The sequence below is a fragment of the Thermochromatium tepidum ATCC 43061 genome, assembly GCF_009664085.1.
GTDB classification, from domain to species: domain Bacteria; phylum Pseudomonadota; class Gammaproteobacteria; order Chromatiales; family Chromatiaceae; genus Thermochromatium; species Thermochromatium tepidum.
Window position 1 is genome coordinate 2,053,202 of sequence record NZ_CP039268.1, and the last position, 17,176, is coordinate 2,070,377.

General features: G+C 60.7%; 18 protein-coding genes. 14 read left to right on the top strand and 4 right to left on the bottom strand.

Features of this window, described 5'->3' with window-relative positions:
* Positions 1-300: 300 nt before the first annotated feature.
* Positions 301-624, top strand: a complete 324-nt coding sequence (locus E6P07_RS09425; protein ID WP_153976200.1) for a DMT family transporter — start codon at positions 301-303, stop codon at positions 622-624.
* 6 nt (positions 625-630) lie between these two features.
* Here the strand turns inward: E6P07_RS09425 and E6P07_RS09430 are convergent, their stop codons facing one another.
* Entirely contained in the window at positions 631-1,383 is a 753-nt protein-coding gene (locus tag E6P07_RS09430) for a slipin family protein (protein WP_425505129.1), read from the bottom strand.
* Positions 1,384-1,598: 215 nt separating this feature from the next.
* Positions 1,599-2,942 carry an NfeD family protein gene (locus E6P07_RS09435; protein WP_153975369.1) on the bottom strand — a complete coding sequence of 448 codons (1,344 nt, stop codon included), beginning with the start codon at positions 2,940-2,942 and terminating at the stop codon, positions 1,599-1,601.
* A 655-nt stretch (positions 2,943-3,597) separates the two neighbouring features.
* Between E6P07_RS09435 and nifB the strand changes: the two genes are divergently transcribed.
* Genes nifB through draG form a run of 4 tightly spaced genes read left to right on the top strand, consistent with a single transcriptional unit; the run spans position 3,598 to position 6,570 of the window.
* On the top strand, positions 3,598-4,980 hold the full coding sequence (gene nifB, locus E6P07_RS09440) for a nitrogenase cofactor biosynthesis protein NifB (protein WP_153975370.1): 1,383 nt from the start codon (positions 3,598-3,600) through the stop codon (positions 4,978-4,980).
* A gap of 31 nt (positions 4,981-5,011) precedes the next feature.
* Positions 5,012-5,299 (top strand): 2Fe-2S iron-sulfur cluster-binding protein, encoded by a 288-nt coding sequence (locus E6P07_RS09445; RefSeq protein ID WP_153975371.1) that lies wholly within the window; start codon positions 5,012-5,014, stop codon positions 5,297-5,299.
* A gap of 22 nt (positions 5,300-5,321) precedes the next feature.
* Positions 5,322-5,684, top strand: a complete 363-nt coding sequence (locus tag E6P07_RS09450) for a 2Fe-2S iron-sulfur cluster-binding protein (RefSeq protein ID WP_153975372.1) — start codon at positions 5,322-5,324, stop codon at positions 5,682-5,684.
* Entirely contained in the window at positions 5,650-6,570 is a 921-nt protein-coding gene (draG, locus tag E6P07_RS09455) for an ADP-ribosyl-[dinitrogen reductase] hydrolase (protein WP_153975373.1), read from the top strand. Before E6P07_RS09450 ends, draG begins: the two co-directional genes overlap by 35 nt.
* Here draG and E6P07_RS09460 read toward each other — a convergent pair.
* Entirely contained in the window at positions 6,565-7,389 is an 825-nt protein-coding gene (locus E6P07_RS09460) for an NAD(+)--dinitrogen-reductase ADP-D-ribosyltransferase (protein WP_153975374.1), read from the bottom strand. The two genes, draG and E6P07_RS09460, sit on opposite strands and share 6 nt — an antisense overlap.
* A 163-nt stretch (positions 7,390-7,552) precedes the next feature.
* Between E6P07_RS09460 and nifH the strand changes: the two genes are divergently transcribed.
* The 7 genes from nifH to E6P07_RS09495 all read left to right on the top strand — a co-directional run bounded on the left by nifH (position 7,553) and on the right by E6P07_RS09495 (position 13,507).
* Complete coding sequence (gene nifH / locus E6P07_RS09465) at positions 7,553-8,434, top strand: nitrogenase iron protein (protein WP_153975375.1); 882 nt, start codon at positions 7,553-7,555, stop codon at positions 8,432-8,434.
* Positions 8,435-8,461: 27 nt separating this feature from the next.
* A complete protein-coding gene (nifD, locus tag E6P07_RS09470) occupies positions 8,462-9,904 on the top strand; it encodes a nitrogenase molybdenum-iron protein alpha chain (RefSeq protein WP_153975376.1) in 1,443 nt (480 codons plus the stop codon).
* A gap of 86 nt (positions 9,905-9,990) precedes the next feature.
* A complete protein-coding gene (gene nifK, locus E6P07_RS09475; RefSeq protein ID WP_153975377.1) occupies positions 9,991-11,562 on the top strand; it encodes a nitrogenase molybdenum-iron protein subunit beta in 1,572 nt (523 codons plus the stop codon).
* Positions 11,563-11,570: 8 nt separating this feature from the next.
* Positions 11,571-11,792: a putative nitrogen fixation protein NifT gene (nifT, locus tag E6P07_RS09480; RefSeq protein ID WP_153975378.1), complete on the top strand. Its 222-nt coding sequence runs from the start codon at positions 11,571-11,573 to the stop codon at positions 11,790-11,792.
* A 71-nt stretch (positions 11,793-11,863) separates the two neighbouring features.
* Complete coding sequence (locus E6P07_RS09485) at positions 11,864-12,058, top strand: 4Fe-4S dicluster domain-containing protein (RefSeq protein ID WP_153975379.1); 195 nt, start codon at positions 11,864-11,866, stop codon at positions 12,056-12,058.
* Between the two features lie 11 nt (positions 12,059-12,069).
* Positions 12,070-12,489 carry a NifB/NifX family molybdenum-iron cluster-binding protein gene (locus E6P07_RS09490; protein WP_153975380.1) on the top strand — a complete coding sequence of 140 codons (420 nt, stop codon included), beginning with the start codon at positions 12,070-12,072 and terminating at the stop codon, positions 12,487-12,489.
* Positions 12,490-12,544: 55 nt separating this feature from the next.
* Positions 12,545-13,507: a hypothetical protein gene (locus E6P07_RS09495; protein ID WP_153975381.1), complete on the top strand. Its 963-nt coding sequence runs from the start codon at positions 12,545-12,547 to the stop codon at positions 13,505-13,507.
* Here the strand turns inward: E6P07_RS09495 and E6P07_RS09500 are convergent.
* On the bottom strand, positions 13,495-14,082 hold the full coding sequence (locus tag E6P07_RS09500) for a nitrogen fixation protein NifQ (protein WP_162008624.1): 588 nt from the start codon (positions 14,080-14,082) through the stop codon (positions 13,495-13,497). The two genes, E6P07_RS09495 and E6P07_RS09500, sit on opposite strands and share 13 nt — an antisense overlap.
* 281 nt (positions 14,083-14,363) lie before the next feature.
* On the opposite strand from E6P07_RS09500, the gene nifE reads away from it, so the two are divergent.
* Positions 14,364-15,788 (top strand): nitrogenase iron-molybdenum cofactor biosynthesis protein NifE, encoded by a 1,425-nt coding sequence (gene nifE, locus E6P07_RS09505; RefSeq protein ID WP_153975383.1) that lies wholly within the window; start codon positions 14,364-14,366, stop codon positions 15,786-15,788.
* Positions 15,789-15,790: 2 nt separating this feature from the next.
* Entirely contained in the window at positions 15,791-17,161 is a 1,371-nt protein-coding gene (gene nifN / locus E6P07_RS09510; protein ID WP_153975384.1) for a nitrogenase iron-molybdenum cofactor biosynthesis protein NifN, read from the top strand.
* Positions 17,162-17,176 lie beyond the last annotated feature (15 nt).

A 17,176-nucleotide genomic window follows, 5' to 3' on the forward strand; every position in this document is an offset into this window, starting at 1 on the left:
ACCTTTGCTTAACCCCAGGCCGGACACCTCACCCGCCACGCCAGAGACGGCCTGTGCCGCCAATTGCGACATGATCAGGGCCCAATGCGAGGGGCGTCAGCGGAAGCGTGAACAGTTCTGCCAAGAGCAGGCGCAACACCTCAAGGACGACAGACCAGCTTCCAATACAGCGCCCGAGCCGCAGCCCCCCCAGTCCATGGCCTGCCTGGGCGAAGATCTGAGCCTCTGTCGAACCCAACACCTCGAATGCCTATCGCGCTGCGCCCCAGGGCCTGTGACCACCTCGCGCCCCGCCTCCTGATGGCCTGGGTCTATCTGTTCTTTGCTGGTCTCTGTGAATGGGGCTGGCCGGTTGGACTCAAGCTGGGACTGACCGACAGCGGTCTGCATTGGGGCTGGATCCTGTTTGCCGCGCTCTGCATGATCGCCAGCGGTGTCTTGCTCATGGTCGCCCAGAAGAACATCCCGATCGGGACCGCCTATGCGGTCTGGACCGGCATCGGCGCCGTCGGTACCTTCGTGCTCGGTATCCTGATCTTCGACGAACCGGCCACGCTGGCGCGCGCCTTTTTCGTCGGACTGATCGTCGTCGGCATCCTCGGGCTCAAACTGGCCTCGGATTGAGCCAATTCACGACTCCAGCTTTTTGAACAACGGCTCAATGAGGTCGACCGGCAGCGGGAAGACGATGGTCGAGGTCCGATCCCCGGCGACGGCGGTCAGGGTCTCCAGGAAGCGGAGCTGCATCGCCTGGGGCTGGGCCGACAGGATCCGCGCCGCCTCCATCAGTTTCTCGGCCGCCTGCTGCTCGCCCTCGGCATGGATGACCTTGGCGCGGCGTGCGCGCTCGGCCTCGGCCTGACGGGCGATGGCGCGGATCATGGATTCGTCGAGATCCACATGCTTGATCTCGACGTTTGAGACCTTGATGCCCCAGGCATCGGTCTGGGCGTCCAGGATGCGGCGGATGTCATCATTGAGCTTGTCGCGCTCGGCGAGCATCTCGTCGAGTTCGTGCTGACCGAGCACCGAGCGCAGGGTCGTCTGCGCGAGCTGACTGGTGGCGATGCGATAGTCCTCGACCTGGATGATCGACTTCTCGGGATCGATCACCCGGAAATAGACCACGGCATTGACCTTCACCGACACATTGTCGCGCGAGATCACATCCTGACTGGGGACATCCATCACCTGCACCCGCAGGTCCACCCGCACCATGACCTGGATCCCTGGAATCACCAGGATCAGCCCTGGACCTTTCACGCCCGTGAAGCGTCCGAGCGTGAAGATGACCCCGCGCGTGTATTCGGGCAGGATGCGGATGCAGGCCAGCACGCCGGCGAGCACCAACACCAGCATGGTAGCGATGATTTGAATGGTCATCTTCATGATCTCCGTTTGAGTCAGGGTTTATGAATCCGCCCCTTAAACAGGCCGGGTTCATCCGGGGTCTGGAGGCCCTGGCGCGGCAATGAAGCCGCTTAAAGCCCAGGCCGGGCCTGGACCGGGCACCTAGACGTCGCCCCAAAAGACCACAGGAAAGGTATTTTGGGGCCGGATTAATAAGGCCAGATACGGGCGTCGCTGGCCGCTGTGGATTAGGCCTTTTGCACCGGTTCGACCAGGAGCGTCAGGCCCTCGCGCCCTTTGACCCGGACCTGGGTGCCAGCCGGGATCGGCCCCTCGGAACGGGCCGACCAGACCTCACCCTGCAGCCGGACGCGACCGCTCCCTGGAAAACCCGCGACGGCCTCGCCCACCGCCCCGATCAACCCCGGCCCCCCGCTCACCACCGGACGTCGATGGGCCTGGAGCGCCAATCCGACGATCAGGGACAGCACCAAGGCGCTGGTGATGGCCAAGCCGAGGATGAGCGAGAGCGAGATCTCAAAGCCCGGCGCCTCGGCATCGATCAGGATCAGCGAGCCGAGGATGAAGGCCGCGATCCCACCCAGACCCAGACCACCGAAGCTCGGCGAGAGCACCTCGGCGACCATAAGGAGCAGCCCTAGCCCGATCAGCGCCAGGCCGGCATAGTTGACCGGCAGGAGCTGAAAGGCGTAGAGCGCCAGTAACAGGCTTAGGGCACCCAGGGTACCGGGCAGGACCGCACCTGGATTGGCGAATTCATAGATCAGGCCATAGATCCCGACCAGCAATAGGATATAGGCGACACTGGGGTCACTGAGGATGGCGAGCAGACGCACTGACCAGCGCGGTGGATGCGGGACGAGCTCGAGGTCTCGGGTGTCCAGGCGACGCTCGCCGTGCTGGAGACGCACCCGGCGGCCATCGATGGCTTGCAACAGCCCTTCCAGAGTGGGTGCGATCAGATCGATGACACCGATCCCCAACGCCTCCTCGGCCGCCAGACTGGCGCCTGCACGCACCGCCTGTTCGGCCCAGTCGGCGTTGCGCCCATGCAGTGTGGCCAGTCCACGCAGATAGGCAGCGGCATCATTGATGGCCTTGCGCCCCGCCGCGTCACCACCAGCGGGCAGCGTCTCGTCCTGGCTCGACGCAGGCGCCTGGTCCGGCGGGGGGACTGGGTCGGAGGTCGGAACGCCGCCGATCTGGACTGGGGTCGCCGCGCCCAGATTGGTCCCTGGGGCCATGGCCGCGATCGGACAGGCATAGAGGATGTAAGTGCCGGCGCTCGCCGCCCGCGCACCTGTGGGGGCGACATAGCCGACGATCGGGACCGCGCTGGCCGTGATCGACTTGACGATCGAACGCATCGCGGCGTCGAGTCCGCCCGGCGTGTCCAGACGCAGGATCAGCAGCTCGACCCCCTCGGACTGGGCGGCGGCGATCGCGTCCTCGACATAGGTGGCGCTGGCCGGTCCGATGGCGCCGGTCAGTTCGATCACCCAGGCGACACGCCTCTCGGTCGCGGCTGTGGCGTCCGCGCTCACCCCCACCCAGAGCGAGACGAAGAGCATCGACCACCTCAGCCATCGCGACCAGACACGCTCACCGCAGAATGGTTGCGACCCTCTCATTGTTGTTTCCCTACACCATCCGAGTTGCAACGCCCCATTGGGACTCCAGTCTGGCATCGACATTCAAGTCTAGACCAACTCCAAGTGCGCGCGACCCGTTAAGGAAGCGCTGGTTAAATCCTCTCTCCCCGTGCGGGGGAGGGCGAGGGAAACGCTTGATTTATTCCATTCGTGGCAACACCTTTTCCCGTAACCCATTGATTTTGTAGGAGCGGCTTCAGCCGCGATTGAGAGATACGCGATTTATTCAGCGTTTCCCTAGGGTGAGTTGGAAAATGAAATCAATAACTTATTGACCCAGCCTTTTTAAGGGCCGGGTTAATAAACGCTGACCGTTTACCGCCTGCCGCACCCGATCGCCCAGGTCTGTCGCGTTTGCGACAAATCATCTCCTAAGGGCCAGACCTGTGTTGCATTACCGACCAGTTCAGGGGCAACCCTTTAATCAGTCTTTATAGATCAAAGGCTTAAGTGTTGGCACGAGTTTTGAGCAAGGCAATGCATCGCGTCAACTGGCTGGAGATGCCTTGTGGTCCAGTGTTCCAAGACCTTGATTCAAGAGAGCGGTTGTCGAACCAGCGGTTGTGCCAGCCCGATGGACAGGCACCACCCGTCGATCGATGACCACCCCTGCTACTCGGAGACAGCCCATCATCGCTTCGCGCGCATCCATCTGCCGGTTGCGCCCGCCTGTAATATCCAGTGCCATTACTGCAATCGCAAATATGACTGTGCCAACGAGTCCCGCCCCGGTGTGGTCTCACAGGTGCTCAAACCCGAACAGGCGGTCAAAAAGGCCCTGGTCGTCGGCGCCGCGCTCCCGCAACTGGCCGTGGTTGGGGTCGCCGGGCCTGGTGATCCGCTCGCCAGCCCAAAACGCACCTTGGCCACCTTTCAAAGACTGGCCGAACAGGCCCCGGATCTCAAGCTGTGTCTCTCGACCAATGGCCTGGGGGTGCTCGACCATATCGACGCCCTCCTCAGATACAACATCACGCACGTCACGCTCACGATCAATTGTCTCGATCCGGAGATCGGGGCGGCGATCTATCCCTGGATCCTATGGAGAGGCAAGCGGATCCATGGGCGTACAGCATCCGAGATCCTGATCGAGCGGCAACAGCGCGGTCTCGAGCAACTGATCGCGCGGGGTATTCTGGTCAAGGTCAACTCAGTGCTGATCCCCGGGGTCAATGACACCCACCTCCCGACCGTCTCCCAGGTCATCCGGGCCAAGGGCGCCTTTATCCACAACATCATGCCGCTGATCGCTGAGCCCGAGCATGGGACCTACTATGGCCTGACCGGCCAGCGCGGACCGACCCCAGAAGAGCTCAAGGCGGTTCAGGCCGCCTGTGCCGGCGACATGCGTCTGATGCGCCATTGCCAACAGTGCCGGGCCGATGCCGTGGGGACTTTGGATGAAGATCGGCGTGCCGAGTTCGAGCTCGATCGGGTCGAGTCCATGACCCTAACCCCTGAGCTGCTCGAAGCCGCTCGGGCCCGCCGTGCCGCCTTTCGCGCCCAGGTCGATGCCGAACAGCATCTGTTCCGCAGGTTACGAGAATCGCGACCGAGATCCGGTCCACATCGTCCGATCCTGATGGCCGTAACGGCGCACAAGGGACGCATCAGCGGACACTTCGGCCAGGCCTCTGAGTTCCTCATCTATGAGGTGGATGAAAGTGGCATCCGTATGGTTGGCCTGCGCCAAACCGGTCGTTCCTGCCAGGGCGAAGCGGCGTGCGGTGAATCCGCGGATACCCTGGAACCGATCATCCGCGCCCTAGACGGTTGCGAGGTCGTGCTCTGTGCCAAGATCGGCCATGCGCCTTGGCAACTGTTGGTCGCCGCCGGCATCCAGCCCAACAGCGAGCATCCAGGCGAGCCGATCGAGCAGGCCTGCCGTGCCGTCTGGCACGAGATGCAGTGGCGCGGCCCCGGCACCAGATCCGCAACCGTTTCTAAGGTGGCTTAAGTCCCCCACTGACCAACACGGAGGAATCTCCATGCCCAAGGCCAAGGTCACCTTCGAGGATGTCGGGGTGACGATCACGGTCCCTGCCGGAACCCGCCTGATCGAGATCTCGGAATTGGTCGGCGCTGGCATCGTCTATGGGTGCCGCGAAGGCGAATGCGGCACCTGTCTCACCCGGATCATCTCGGGGCATGCATACCTCGACCAACCCTCGGTGCTCGAAGATCAGGTGCTCAAAGAGCATCTGGCACCGCGTCACCACCGTCTCGCCTGCCAGGCCCAGGTTCTAGGCGGGGAGATCGTCGTCAAACCTATTTGAAGCGTTCTTTTAAGGAGTCTCCATGCCGACCATCACCTTTTCGAGCCCACTGCACAAAGACAAGACCGTCTATGCCGTTGCCGGGAGTCACCGCCAGACCATCCTGGAGCTGGCCAAGGAGCATCACATCCCGATCGACTTTGGCTGCGGCAATGGCGAATGCGGTACCTGTCTCGTCAAGGTGTGGCGGATCGACACTCAAACCCCGCCCTTGGCCAATCCGCTCACCGAGCGCGAGGTCAGGGTACTCAAAGAGCTGGGCAAGATCACCCAGACCGAGATCGACCGCATGGCGCTCGATGACATTGCCCCCAATGAATGGCGGCTCGCCTGTCAGATGGTGATCCGTGATGAGGACCTCCTCATCGAATATCCCAGTCGCTGAGCGGGCCGAGGCGGCCTATCTGGGGCTGGCGATCGGGGACGCGCTCGGGGCCACGGTCGAGTTCATGACCCCCCACGAGATCCGCGTCCAGTTTGCGGCAAGCCAGGGGGTACATCGTGAGCTCATCGGTGGCGGCTGGTTGAGGCTCAAACCCGGTCAGGTCACCGACGACACCAGCCTGTCATTGGCACTGGGCGCGGCCATCCTCACTGCGGACGGGCGCGTGGAACCCCTGGCCTGCGCGCAGGCCTTCGAGGCCTGGATGCGCAGCAAGCCGGTAGACATCGGCAATACGATCCGGCGCAACCTGCTCGCCTTCCGCCGTACCGGACACCCGGTCGCACCGCCCTCCGAACACGATGCCGGCAATGGCGCGGCCATGCGCGTCTTGCCCGTCGCCCTGGCGACCCTCGGGTGCGACCCAGCGACCGTTGCGCAAGCGGTCCTCGATCAGGCCCATGTCACCCACAACAATCCCGTCTCGGATGCCGTCTGTCTGTTGCTCGTCCGCCTGCTCCAGGCCGCGCTGCGCGGTCGATCGCTCCCCCAGCTCTATCGGACCGAGATCCAACCCTTTATCCAACTTCACCCCTACTGCGCCCTACGTCCACATCGGCGCGACAATCCGAGCGGTTGGGTAGTCGAGACCCTCCAGGCGGTCTTACAGGCGCTACTCGATACCAGCGACTTCGAGGAGTGCTTGATCGACGTGGTCAACCGCGGCGGCGATGCCGATACCACGGGGGCGATCGCCGGCATGCTGGCCGGGGCGCTCTATGGCCTAGACGCCATCCCTAGAGGTTGGCAGCAGGCCTTGGATCCCCGCATCGCCACCAGCTGCCGGGGTCAGGCGCAGGCCCTGCTTGCCTTGGCACCGGGGTCATAGGGTCTCGATCCGTACCGCATAGACCCCGCCGATGACCAGATGCTCACCCTCGCCTCTGAGTACCCCGGGCAAGAGCTCGGCATGGAAGAAGACCTTGGCGGATGGGATCGAGGCGCTCAGGATATAGTCCCCAAACTCCCCTGCCCGTTCGCGGCTCGTGGTAAAGGAATTGATGTTGTTCAACAGGACCACCTGCTCCTTGCCGCGCGCGCTGAGCACCTCGTGTCCATCGAGCCGATTGACCCCGCGATACAGGACGACCTGCCCTTCTTGCAGACCGGCGCGAGCATATTCGTACTGGCAATAGGTATAGAGCAGATCGAGTTGCGACTCCAAGGCATTGGTGCCAGAGAGCCCCGCCGCGCGCATGGCCTCATAGCGTCGCCAGGCATGGCCAGTGAAATCGCGTAAGGGTTCGCCATGAAAACGGGGTACCAAACCGAAACGCGACTCGACCCAACCCTTGAGCACCGCCCCCTCGCGACTGTCGGCATCGAAATGCCAACCGCGTAGGACCCGCAACCAATTGGCCTTGGCCCGCCGACCCTTGCCCCTCTCTAGTCCCGCCTCCTCTAAACGCCCCAGACAAAAATGGGCCTCCAGGGCAGCCGCGAAGGCGTGCGCCCGCGCCGCTCGATCCTCCAAGGCATCGAGCCACTCAAAGAGCCCAAGATGGAGCTCGCGCACGCCATCAAGCTGCAGGGTGCTCGGGTGGCGCTGAAAGCTGAGCCCGCCCAGGATCACTGCTGGCAGGTTGCAGCGATTGATCGGCAGCCGCGCCCAGGCGGGGAGCGAAGGTTCAGGTGTCTTGTCGGACATGCGACAGAGCTCCTTGGCAGCCAGGTAAGGGTCTACCTCAAAAATATATTTTACTAATCAGTATCTTAAGTTCAAAACGCTGCTTTGGCACGCGCCTTGTCTATCAGATGAAGGGCATCGTGCCCAGGATCCTCATCCGTTTTTTCATCCTAGAGGCAATCTCATGGCAAAGCTGCGTCAATGCGCCATCTATGGCAAGGGCGGTATCGGTAAATCCACCACGACCCAAAACCTGGTCGCGGCCCTGGCCGAGGCAAACCAAAAGGTGATGATCGTCGGCTGCGACCCCAAGGCCGATTCGACCCGTCTGATCTTGCACAGCAAGGCCCAGACCACGGTCATGCACCTGGCCGCCGAGGCGGGGTCGGTCGAAGACCTCGAGCTCGAGGATGTGTTGCAGGTCGGCTTCGGCGGGGTCAAGTGCGTCGAATCCGGCGGACCTGAGCCGGGTGTCGGGTGTGCCGGTCGCGGGGTGATCACTGCGATCAACTTTCTCGAGGAGGAAGGCGCCTATGAGGAAGATCTCGATTTCGTTTTCTACGACGTGCTCGGCGACGTCGTCTGCGGTGGCTTTGCCATGCCGATCCGCGAAAACAAGGCCCAGGAGATCTATATCGTCGTCTCGGGCGAGATGATGGCCATGTATGCGGCCAATAACATTGCCAAGGGTATCGTCAAGTATGCCAATTCCGGTGGTGTCCGTCTGGCCGGTCTGATCTGCAACAGCCGCAAGGTCGATCGCGAAGACGAGCTGATCGAGGCGCTGGCCGCTCGCCTCGGTACCCAGATGATCCATTTCGTACCGCGCGACAACGTGGTGCAGCACGCTGAGATCCGGCGTATGACAGTGATCGAGTATGACCCAACCTGCAACCAGGCCGATGAATATCGCGCCCTGGCGCAGAAGGTCATTAACAACAAAAAGCTGGTGATTCCCACCCCGCTCGAGATGGACGAGCTCGAGGATCTGCTGATGGAGTTTGGCGTTATCGAGAAGGAAGACGAATCCATTATTGGCAAGAGCAAAACGGCCGAGGTCGCTTGAGAGGTATATCAGATGGTTACGATGAACATGAATCGCGACGAGGTTCAGCAGCTCATTCAGGAGGTCCTAGAGGTCTATCCAGAAAAGGCGAAAAAAGACCGTGCCAAGCATCTCGCGGTCAATGATCATTCGCTCGAACAATCCAAAAAGTGCATCGTCTCCAACCGCAAATCATTACCTGGAGTGATGACCATCCGCGGTTGTGCCTATGCCGGATCGCGCGGTGTAGTCTGGGGTCCGATCAAGGATATGATCCATATCTCACACGGACCCGTGGGTTGCGGTCAGTATTCGCGTGCTGGGCGACGCAACTATTATGTCGGACATACCGGTATCGATACCTTCAGCGAGATGAACTTCACCTCGGATTTCCAAGAGCGGGATATCGTATTCGGTGGTGACAAGAAGCTTTCCAAGCTCATCGAAGAGATCGAGATGCTCTTCCCGCTCAATAAAGGGATCACGATTCAGTCTGAGTGCCCGATCGGGTTGATCGGCGACGACATCGAATCTGTAGCCAAAAAGATGGCGGCCAAGAGCAATAAAACCATCGTGCCGGTACGCTGCGAAGGATTCCGAGGGGTCTCGCAATCCTTGGGTCATCACATCGCCAATGATACCATCCGTGACTGGGTATTGCACAAACGGGATGGTGATCATTCGTTCCAAGGCACACCCTACGATGTCGCGATCCTCGGTGATTACAATATCGGCGGTGATGCCTGGGCCTCGCGAATCCTATTCGAAGAGATGGGCCTACGTGTGGTAGCCATGTGGTCAGGTGATGGCACCTTGCCAGAGATGGAGCTGGGATCCAAGGTCAAGTTGAATCTCGTACACTGCTATCGCTCGATCAACTATATCACCAGGCACATGGAGGAGAAATATGGCATCCCTTGGATCGAGTACAATCTCTTTGGACCTACCAAGATCGCCGAATCACTGCGCAAGATCGCGGCGCATTTCGATGATCGCATCAAAGAAGGCGCAGAGCGAGTCATTGCCAAATATACCCCGCTGATGGAGGCCATCATTGCCAAATACAGACCGAGGCTTGAGGGCAAGAAGGTCATGCTCTATGTAGGCGGGTTACGCCCACGTCACGTCGTGGGTGCCTATGAAGATCTTGGGATGGATGTGATTGGTACTGGTTATGAGTTTGCCCATAACGATGACTATGATCGCACCATCAAGGAGGTCAAGGATTCGACCCTACTTTATGATGATGTCACTGCCTACGAGCTAGAAGAATTCGTCAAGCGTTTGCGGCCCGACCTGATCGGATCTGGGATCAAGGAAAAATATATCTTCCAGAAGATGGGGATCCCGTTCCGCCAGATGCATTCCTGGGATTATTCTGGTCCTTATCATGGCTATGATGGATTTGCCATCTTTGCTCGAGATATGGACATGACACTCAATAATCCCTCCTGGTCTAAACTCAAGGCACCATGGCTAAAAGCGGCTTGAGGTGATCTTCAGGGTATCACCCAGGTATCATTCAATCATAATAGTGGTCGTTGTCCGCAGATGGGCGGCGCGGCTGGAGTAGCGACATGAGTCAGACATTAGAAAAGATCAATCCCTGTTATCCGTTATTTTGTGGAATGGACTATCAGGAGAGTTTTGCCAACAAGCGGGTCCAATTTGAAGAAGGCCATCCTCAAGCAAAGATCCAGGAGATCTTCGACTGGACGACGACCCAGGAATATCAAGAACTCAATTTCAAGCGTGAGGCATTGACCATCAACCCGGCCAAGGCCTGTCAGCCATTAGGCGCAGTCTTGTGTGCGCTCGGTTTTGAAAAAACCCTGCCTTATGTCCATGGCTCCCAAGGGTGTGTCGCTTACTTCCGTACTTATTTTAACCGTCATTTCAAAGAGCCGATCGCCTGTGTCTCAGATTCGATGACTGAGGATGCAGCCGTATTCGGCGGACAAAAAAATCTTTTCGAAGGGCTAGAGAATGCCAAGGCCCTCTACAAGCCTGAGATGATCGCTGTCTCGACGACCTGTATGGCCGAGGTCATTGGTGATGACCTCAATGCCTTTATCAACAATGCCAAAAAGGAGGGGCATATCCCAGCCGACTTCCCAGTGCCATTCGCCCATACACCATCATTTGTCGGCAGCCATATCACCGGCTGGGATAATATGGAAGAAGGCATTTTGCGCTATTTCACGCTCAATGCGATGGAGGATAAACATCCAGGCAAAAGTCCCAAGATCAATATCATCCCTGGGTTTGAGACCTATCTCGGTAACTATCGCCTCATCAAGCGCTATCTGCGCGAAATGGATGTAGACTTTACGCTGCTCTCCGATCCCGAGGAAGTGCTCGATACCCCGGCCGATGGCGAATATCGCATGTATGCCGGCGGCACCAAAATGGAGGCGATCCGTGAGGCACCAAACGCAATCACGACCTTTCTGCTCCAGCCGCTCAGCTTGGAAAAGACCAGGAAATTCATCGAAAACACCTGGAATCATGACATCCCTAAGCTCAATATCCCGATGGGCGTCGACTGGACCGATGAATTCCTGATGAAGGTCTCAGAGCTGACCGGTAAGCCCATCCCGGAGTCGCTCGCCAAGGAGCGGGGCCGATTGATCGATATGATGACCGACAGCCATGCCTGGCTCCATGGTAAGCGGATGGCATTGTATGGTGATCCAGATTTCACCCTAGGCCTGACCAAGTTTTTGCTCGAGCTTGGGGTCGAACCGACCCACATCGTCTGCCACAATAGCTCCAAACGCTGGGAGAAGGCGATGAAAAAGCTTCTTGAGTCTTCACCTTATGGCGTCAATGCCAAGATCTATCCAGGTGCAGATCTCTGGCATTTGCGCAGCCTGTGTTTTACCGACAAACCGGATTTCTTGATCGGTAATAGCTACGGCAAGTTTATCCAACGCGATACCCTGCATAAGGGGAAGGCATTTGAGGTCCCGCTCATCCGGATCGGTTTCCCGATCTTCGATCGCCATCATTTGCACCGCATGACGACGCTCGGCTATGAAGGGGCGATGTATCTGGTCACGACCATTGTCAATGCCGTCCTAGACCGTCTCGATGAAGAGACCCGGATCATGGGCGTGACCGATTTCAATCATGACCTGGTTCGCTAGGGGGAGGCATGGCCAATATCATGATCCGCAAAGGCGCTGAGGGCTATGTCTTTTACATGCCAAAGCGCGATATCGAGGATGTCATCGTCTCGTTTGAGTTCGACAGCTCAGATAAATGGGGTGGCACCATCCGATTGAAAAATGGTGGCCAGTATTACATCGAGCCGCAACCCGCACCCGAGCGTTTACCCATCTCGGTGCGAGCCAGACGGATCGATGGGGTTGAGTAAGTCTATCGTGGCACGCTGGGCGTGCCCCACAGATCCAGGGGTCCGTGTTTTATCGTTGGAGAGATTTTAAGATGTCGATGAAGATCATCCAGTCTGAATGCACGAGTTGTGGCGATTGCCTGCCGGTCTGTCCGACCGATTCGATCAGTGAAAAAGGCGGGATCTACAAGATCAATCCAGACACCTGCACCGAATGTGAAGACGAGGACGCTCCACAGTGCCTCTCGGTCTGTCCGGCCGGTGAGGCCTGCATCGTGTATCTCTAGGAGCGCCTGCCATGCCCCGACCCATCCGTATCGCCTGTGCCACTGAGAGCGGTCGTCTGATCGACGGCCATTTCGGTTCATGCCGCGCCTTCGCCATCTGGGATGTCGGACCTGATGACATCACCTTCATCGAGGCGCGCTCGACCCTGGAGGCCGATGAGTCCGCCGATCGCAATCGGGCGCGCGCCGAGTTGATCCAGGATTGTCAGATCACCTATGTGCAGGAGATCGGCGGTCCAGCAGCCGCCAAGGTCGTGCGCGCCGGGGTGCACCCGCTCCGGGTGGCCCCAGGTACCTCAATGCATGCGATGCTCGAGCGGCTGCAACAGGCATTGCGAAAACCGCCACCCTGGCTGGCCCGGGTCATGGGGATCGAGGCCGCGAGCCTTGCCCGCTATCGCCTGCACATCGAGCAGGCGGAAGAGGGGTGAAGACACCCGGCGCGTCAGCGAGGCCGATACCCAGTCAGTGCCTGGAGGAGGAGGGATGACACCCGCAGAAATCGCTGCATTCGAGACGGCCTGCGCCGAGGTCTGTGACCAGGTGCCGGTCACTCAGGGGCCAGACGCACTCGCCCAGGCACTCCAGCGCATCCTGCCTCGGTGTGACCTGCGCGAGGCCCTGGTGCGCGGTGGCTGGTATCGCCTGGGGGGTGTCGTCACCGCCGATGGGCGACGGTTAGCCGATGACCTCGAGCACTGGGTCACCGAGACCCTGGCGCGTTACGATGACGACCTCGCCGCCATGGTCGAGTCCGAGGCCGATGATTCGCCCTTTGCCACCCGTGTTCTCGGCAAGACCCATTATTGGGTCGCGCGCGTCGGTCCTGAGGTGACGGAGTTTCTTCAGATCGAGCTCGAGGAGCTGCAAGAGGTCATCTCTCATCGGCTCTTCGTCCCCGACGTGGCGCCGGCAAGCCTCGAAGACCTCATCGACCCCCGCCCTCTCCCCTCGCCCCCGATCGCCGTGTTAGGCCAGCCGGCCTATCGGCTAAGGCGCATCACCCTCATACGCGAGTTTCTCGCGGCGATGCGCGAACAGCGCCCCGAGCCCCAACCAATCCATCGCTTCGTCGCCGATTGGCAGCGCAGCAGCGCCGAGCGTGCCTGCGACCTTGCCAACCACTGGGTCTTTAGTCTCCGCGAGCATCTCGATCCCTATCGTCAGCCGATCAAGCATGCCATCCCGGTGGCAGCACTCCATGGCACGGCGCCGCGTTTCGCGGCCAGCGACGGCGCCCGCGGTCTCGACCTCGCCGAGGCGATCGCCCGTTTCGATCGCCAGATCGGCTATCCGATGGCCTGGTTCTTCCACCTGCTGACCACCAAGGCCGTACCCCAGTGCGTGGCAGCGACGGTCGTCGAGGATTTCGCAGACGGGTTCGCCTATCTGCCCGACCGCGACCTTCAGATCGTGCGCGACTGGCTGCATCGACCCTATGTGTTTTGATCCTCAGGTCCAAAGCAGAGGGCGTAATCAGCACACGCGCCACACGAGGGCGCCGGGCAGAGGTAGAGGCCGTCACGCTGGCAATAGTGGCGGTAGATGAGCTTTTTCCACTTCATATCGCTGCGGTTCAAGGCCGCCAGCGATGGAAAGGCGGTCTCCATCAAGAGCGACAGCTCGTTGCGATCGGCCAGTCCGAGGTCCTGCCATAGATGGTCGCGCCCGGCACAGCCGTGCGCGACCAGGCGTGCGACCCACCCCTCGGCCTGGCTCTTGCCGGCACGGTAGCTGAGGAGGAGATCAATCAGGTCATCGAGTTCCGGAAGGTCTTGGCATCGCCCCGCTTCTAATGACAGCGGGGGTCCTGGGAAATAGTGGTCCCAGAGGGCCGTGAAATCCGGCGGCTCCAGACCGAGTCGCGTCGGCAGGACGCCCGCGCCGCAGGCGCGTCCGGCGATGAGACTGGCCAGGAGCGGACGTAGGGGATCGGTGGCGTACTCGGCCGCGGCGGGGCGACGCATGAGTTCGGCCACCAGGGAGGCACGACAATCACAGGCTGGATTCAGGGATGATCTCATCTGTGCAACACCCTGTCTTTGACCTCTCATTAGAGGTGATCTGGGGTCGAATCACTCAAAAGGCGTGCCATGCGATGCTGGCAGGATGGGGATGCCCATCGCCCCTGGACCTGTGACCTCTGGGGTCAGGGGTTTGAGCGCTATCGAACACCCGTCTTTGTCATAAAGGCGACAAAGGGTCATCCACCCCTATTTTTTAGTCAATTAGATCAATCGATTGGATGTTGGCGCGTTCTATGCGTTTCAGAGGATCAGGATGATTGACCAGACGGCATACCACCATGAGACCCGCCCAGATCGCTGCCCTCCTCGATGAGCCTGCCTGTGAACACAACGCCGGGCCCAAACCCGGTTGCACGCGGCCCAAACCCGGTGCCAGCGCTGGGGGGTGTGCCTTCGATGGTGCCCAGATCGCGCTGCTCCCGATCGCCGATGTCGCGCATCTCGTGCATGGCCCGATCACCTGCGCCGGGACCTCCTGGAATAATCGCGGCACCCGCACCACCGGGCCGGCGTTATTTCGGATCGGGATGACCACGGATCTCACCGAGCAGGACATCATCATGGGACGCAGCGAAAAGCGTCTCCTGTACTCGATCAAGCAGGCGATCGAGACCTATAGACCAGCGGCGGTCTTCGTCTATACGACCTGTGTGAGCGCACTCATCGGGGACGACATCGAGTCGATCTGTAAGACCGCTCAGAGTCATTTTGGGGTACCCGTCGTCCCGATCGATGCCGCCGGCTTTTACGGCAGCAAAAACCTCGGCAACCGTCTGGCCGGCGAGGCGATGCTCGAGGATGTGATCGGGACCCGCGAACCAGACCCCCTGCCTCCGGCCATCCTCGCCCAGCGCCCCGGCATCCGCGTGCATGACATCTCCCTGATCGGCGAATTCAACATCGCCGGTGAGTTCTTCCATGTCCTGCCGCTGCTCGATGAGCTCGGGCTCAGGGTGATCGGGATGCTCTCGGGCGACGCGCGTTTTCGCGAGGTGCAAACCCTGCATCGCGCCGAGGTGAGCATGGTGGTCTGTTCCAAGGCCCTCCTCAATGTCGCGCGCAAGATCAAAGAGCGCTGGGGCGTGCCCTTTTTCGAGGGCAGCTTTTATGGTCTCACCGCCCTGTCCCAGGCCCTGCGCGATCTCGCCCGGCAGATCGGCGATCCTGACCTGACCCAACGCACCGAGGCGCTGATCGCACGTGAGGAGGCCAAGACCCGAGCGGCACTCGAACCCTGGCGCCAGCGACTGCTCGGCAAGCGGGCCTTACTCTACACCGGCGGCGTCAAATCCTGGTCGGTGGTCTCGGCCTTGCAGGACCTAGGGATGACGGTGGTCGCGACTGGGACCAAGAAGTCCACCGCGGAAGACAAGGCCAGGATCCGCGCCCTGATGGGGCCTGACGCCCGGATGATCGATGAGGGGAGCCCTAAGGCGCTGCTCTCGGCTTATCACGCGCTTGAGGCCGACATCCTGATCGCCGGTGGGCGCAACCTCTACACCGCACTCAAGGCGCGCATCCCCTTCCTCGATATCAATCAAGAGCGCGAGTTTGGCTATGCCGGCTATGCCGGGATGCTGGAGCTGGCCCGCCAACTCGCCCTGACCCTCGAGAGTCCGGTCTGGGATCAGGTACGCCGTCCGGCGCCCTGGGCGGTTGCGCGACCCGAGGCCTCATCCATCCTCGATGTCGGAGCTCGATAAAGATGGCGCAGATCCTACCCCGCTGCCAACCCTTGACCGCCAATCCACTCAAGGTCCCATCATCCCTGGGGGCCAGCTTGGCCTTTTTGGGCCTGAGCGAGGCGATCCCCATGCTCCACGGCGCCCAGGGCTGTACGGCCTTCAGCAAGGTGTTCTTGGTCCGCCATTTCCGGGAACCGATCCCACTGCAGACCACAGCCATGGATCAGATCGCGACCATCATGGGTGCCGATGACAACCTGATCGAGGGGCTTGCGACCCTGTGCGCCAAGGCCAAACCCAAGGTCATCGGGCTTCCGACCACGGCCTTGGCCGAGACCCAGGGGGCGGATGTCCACCGCGTCATCAAGGAGTTCCGCACCCGTTTTCCTGAATATGACTCCGTCGCCATCGTGCCGGTGGCAACCCCCGACTTCTCTGGAGGACTGGAGAGCGGTTTTGCCGCGGCGGTCGAGGCGATCATCGAACACCTGGTCCCAAGCCAAGGCCGGCCCGGACAGCGCCCACACCAGGTCAATGTCTTGGTCTCGTCCATGCATACCCCGGGTGACATCGAGTGGATCAAGGAGTGGATCGAGTCCTTTGGCCTCCACCCCCTGGTCTTACCGGACCTCGGGGACTCGCTCGATGGTCATCTGATCGAGGCCGAGACGACCCCGCTCACCCTGGGTGGGACGCCGCGGTGCGCCCTCGAAACCCTCGGCGAATCACTCGCCACCCTGGTCATCGGTCGTTCGCTGGGGCGCGCCGCCGACCGGCTCAAGGACCGCACTGGCGTCCCTGACCTGCGCTTCGACCACCTCCTCGGTCTAGAGGCCTGCGATGCCTTCACTCAGGCACTCGCCGAGCTATCTGGACGCCCGGTGCCCGACCGGATCGAGCGCCAGCGTGCCCAGCTCCAGGATGCCATGGTCGATACCCATTTCATGACCGGTTTTGCCCGGGTAGGGCTGGCACTCGAACCGGACCAGCTCTTGGCCTTCTGCGAGTTTCTGATCAGCGTTGGGTCCGAGATCGTCGCCGCCGTGGCGCCGACAAGGGCCGAATCCTTACTCGAGGCCCCTTGTCAGAGGGTCCAGATCGGCGACCTCGCCGACCTCGAGCGGATCGCCCGCCTTGAGCAGGCCCAGATCCTGATCGGGAGTTCGCACCTGGCACCAAGCGCCGAGCGTCTGGGTGTGCCGCTCCTGCGGGCCGGCTTCCCGCAATACGATCTGGTCGGAGGCTATGCGCGTCCCTGGATCGGCTATCGGGGCGCGCGGCAGGCGCTATTTGATTTCGCCAACCTCATCCTGAATGCACACCATGAAATCACCCCCTACCGCTCGATCTACCGCCAGGACGATGCGCAAGCTGAGCTTGGTGTGGCCTGAGACCCAGGTTCGACC

Excerpts from the sequence above, each read along its gene's own strand:
- E6P07_RS09425 (WP_153976200.1), top strand. The coding sequence starts at position 301 with ATGGCCTGGGTCTATCTGTTCTTTGCTGGTCTCTGTGAATGGGGCTGG.
- E6P07_RS09430 (WP_425505129.1), bottom strand. The coding sequence starts at position 1,383 with ATGACCATTCAAATCATCGCTACCATGCTGGTGTTGGTGCTCGCCGGC.
- E6P07_RS09435 (WP_153975369.1), bottom strand. The coding sequence starts at position 2,942 with ATGCTCTTCGTCTCGCTCTGGGTGGGGGTGAGCGCGGACGCCACAGCC.
- nifB (WP_153975370.1), top strand. The coding sequence starts at position 3,598 with ATGGACAGGCACCACCCGTCGATCGATGACCACCCCTGCTACTCGGAG.
- E6P07_RS09445 (WP_153975371.1), top strand. The coding sequence starts at position 5,012 with ATGCCCAAGGCCAAGGTCACCTTCGAGGATGTCGGGGTGACGATCACG.
- E6P07_RS09450 (WP_153975372.1), top strand. The coding sequence starts at position 5,322 with ATGCCGACCATCACCTTTTCGAGCCCACTGCACAAAGACAAGACCGTC.
- draG (WP_153975373.1), top strand. The coding sequence starts at position 5,650 with ATGAGGACCTCCTCATCGAATATCCCAGTCGCTGAGCGGGCCGAGGCG.
- E6P07_RS09460 (WP_153975374.1), bottom strand. The coding sequence starts at position 7,389 with ATGTCCGACAAGACACCTGAACCTTCGCTCCCCGCCTGGGCGCGGCTG.
- nifH (WP_153975375.1), top strand. The coding sequence starts at position 7,553 with ATGGCAAAGCTGCGTCAATGCGCCATCTATGGCAAGGGCGGTATCGGT.
- nifD (WP_153975376.1), top strand. The coding sequence starts at position 8,462 with ATGAATCGCGACGAGGTTCAGCAGCTCATTCAGGAGGTCCTAGAGGTC.
- nifK (WP_153975377.1), top strand. The coding sequence starts at position 9,991 with ATGAGTCAGACATTAGAAAAGATCAATCCCTGTTATCCGTTATTTTGT.
- nifT (WP_153975378.1), top strand. The coding sequence starts at position 11,571 with ATGGCCAATATCATGATCCGCAAAGGCGCTGAGGGCTATGTCTTTTAC.
- E6P07_RS09485 (WP_153975379.1), top strand. The coding sequence starts at position 11,864 with ATGTCGATGAAGATCATCCAGTCTGAATGCACGAGTTGTGGCGATTGC.
- E6P07_RS09490 (WP_153975380.1), top strand. The coding sequence starts at position 12,070 with ATGCCCCGACCCATCCGTATCGCCTGTGCCACTGAGAGCGGTCGTCTG.
- E6P07_RS09495 (WP_153975381.1), top strand. The coding sequence starts at position 12,545 with ATGACACCCGCAGAAATCGCTGCATTCGAGACGGCCTGCGCCGAGGTC.
- E6P07_RS09500 (WP_162008624.1), bottom strand. The coding sequence starts at position 14,082 with ATGAGATCATCCCTGAATCCAGCCTGTGATTGTCGTGCCTCCCTGGTG.
- nifE (WP_153975383.1), top strand. The coding sequence starts at position 14,364 with ATGAGACCCGCCCAGATCGCTGCCCTCCTCGATGAGCCTGCCTGTGAA.
- nifN (WP_153975384.1), top strand. The coding sequence starts at position 15,791 with ATGGCGCAGATCCTACCCCGCTGCCAACCCTTGACCGCCAATCCACTC.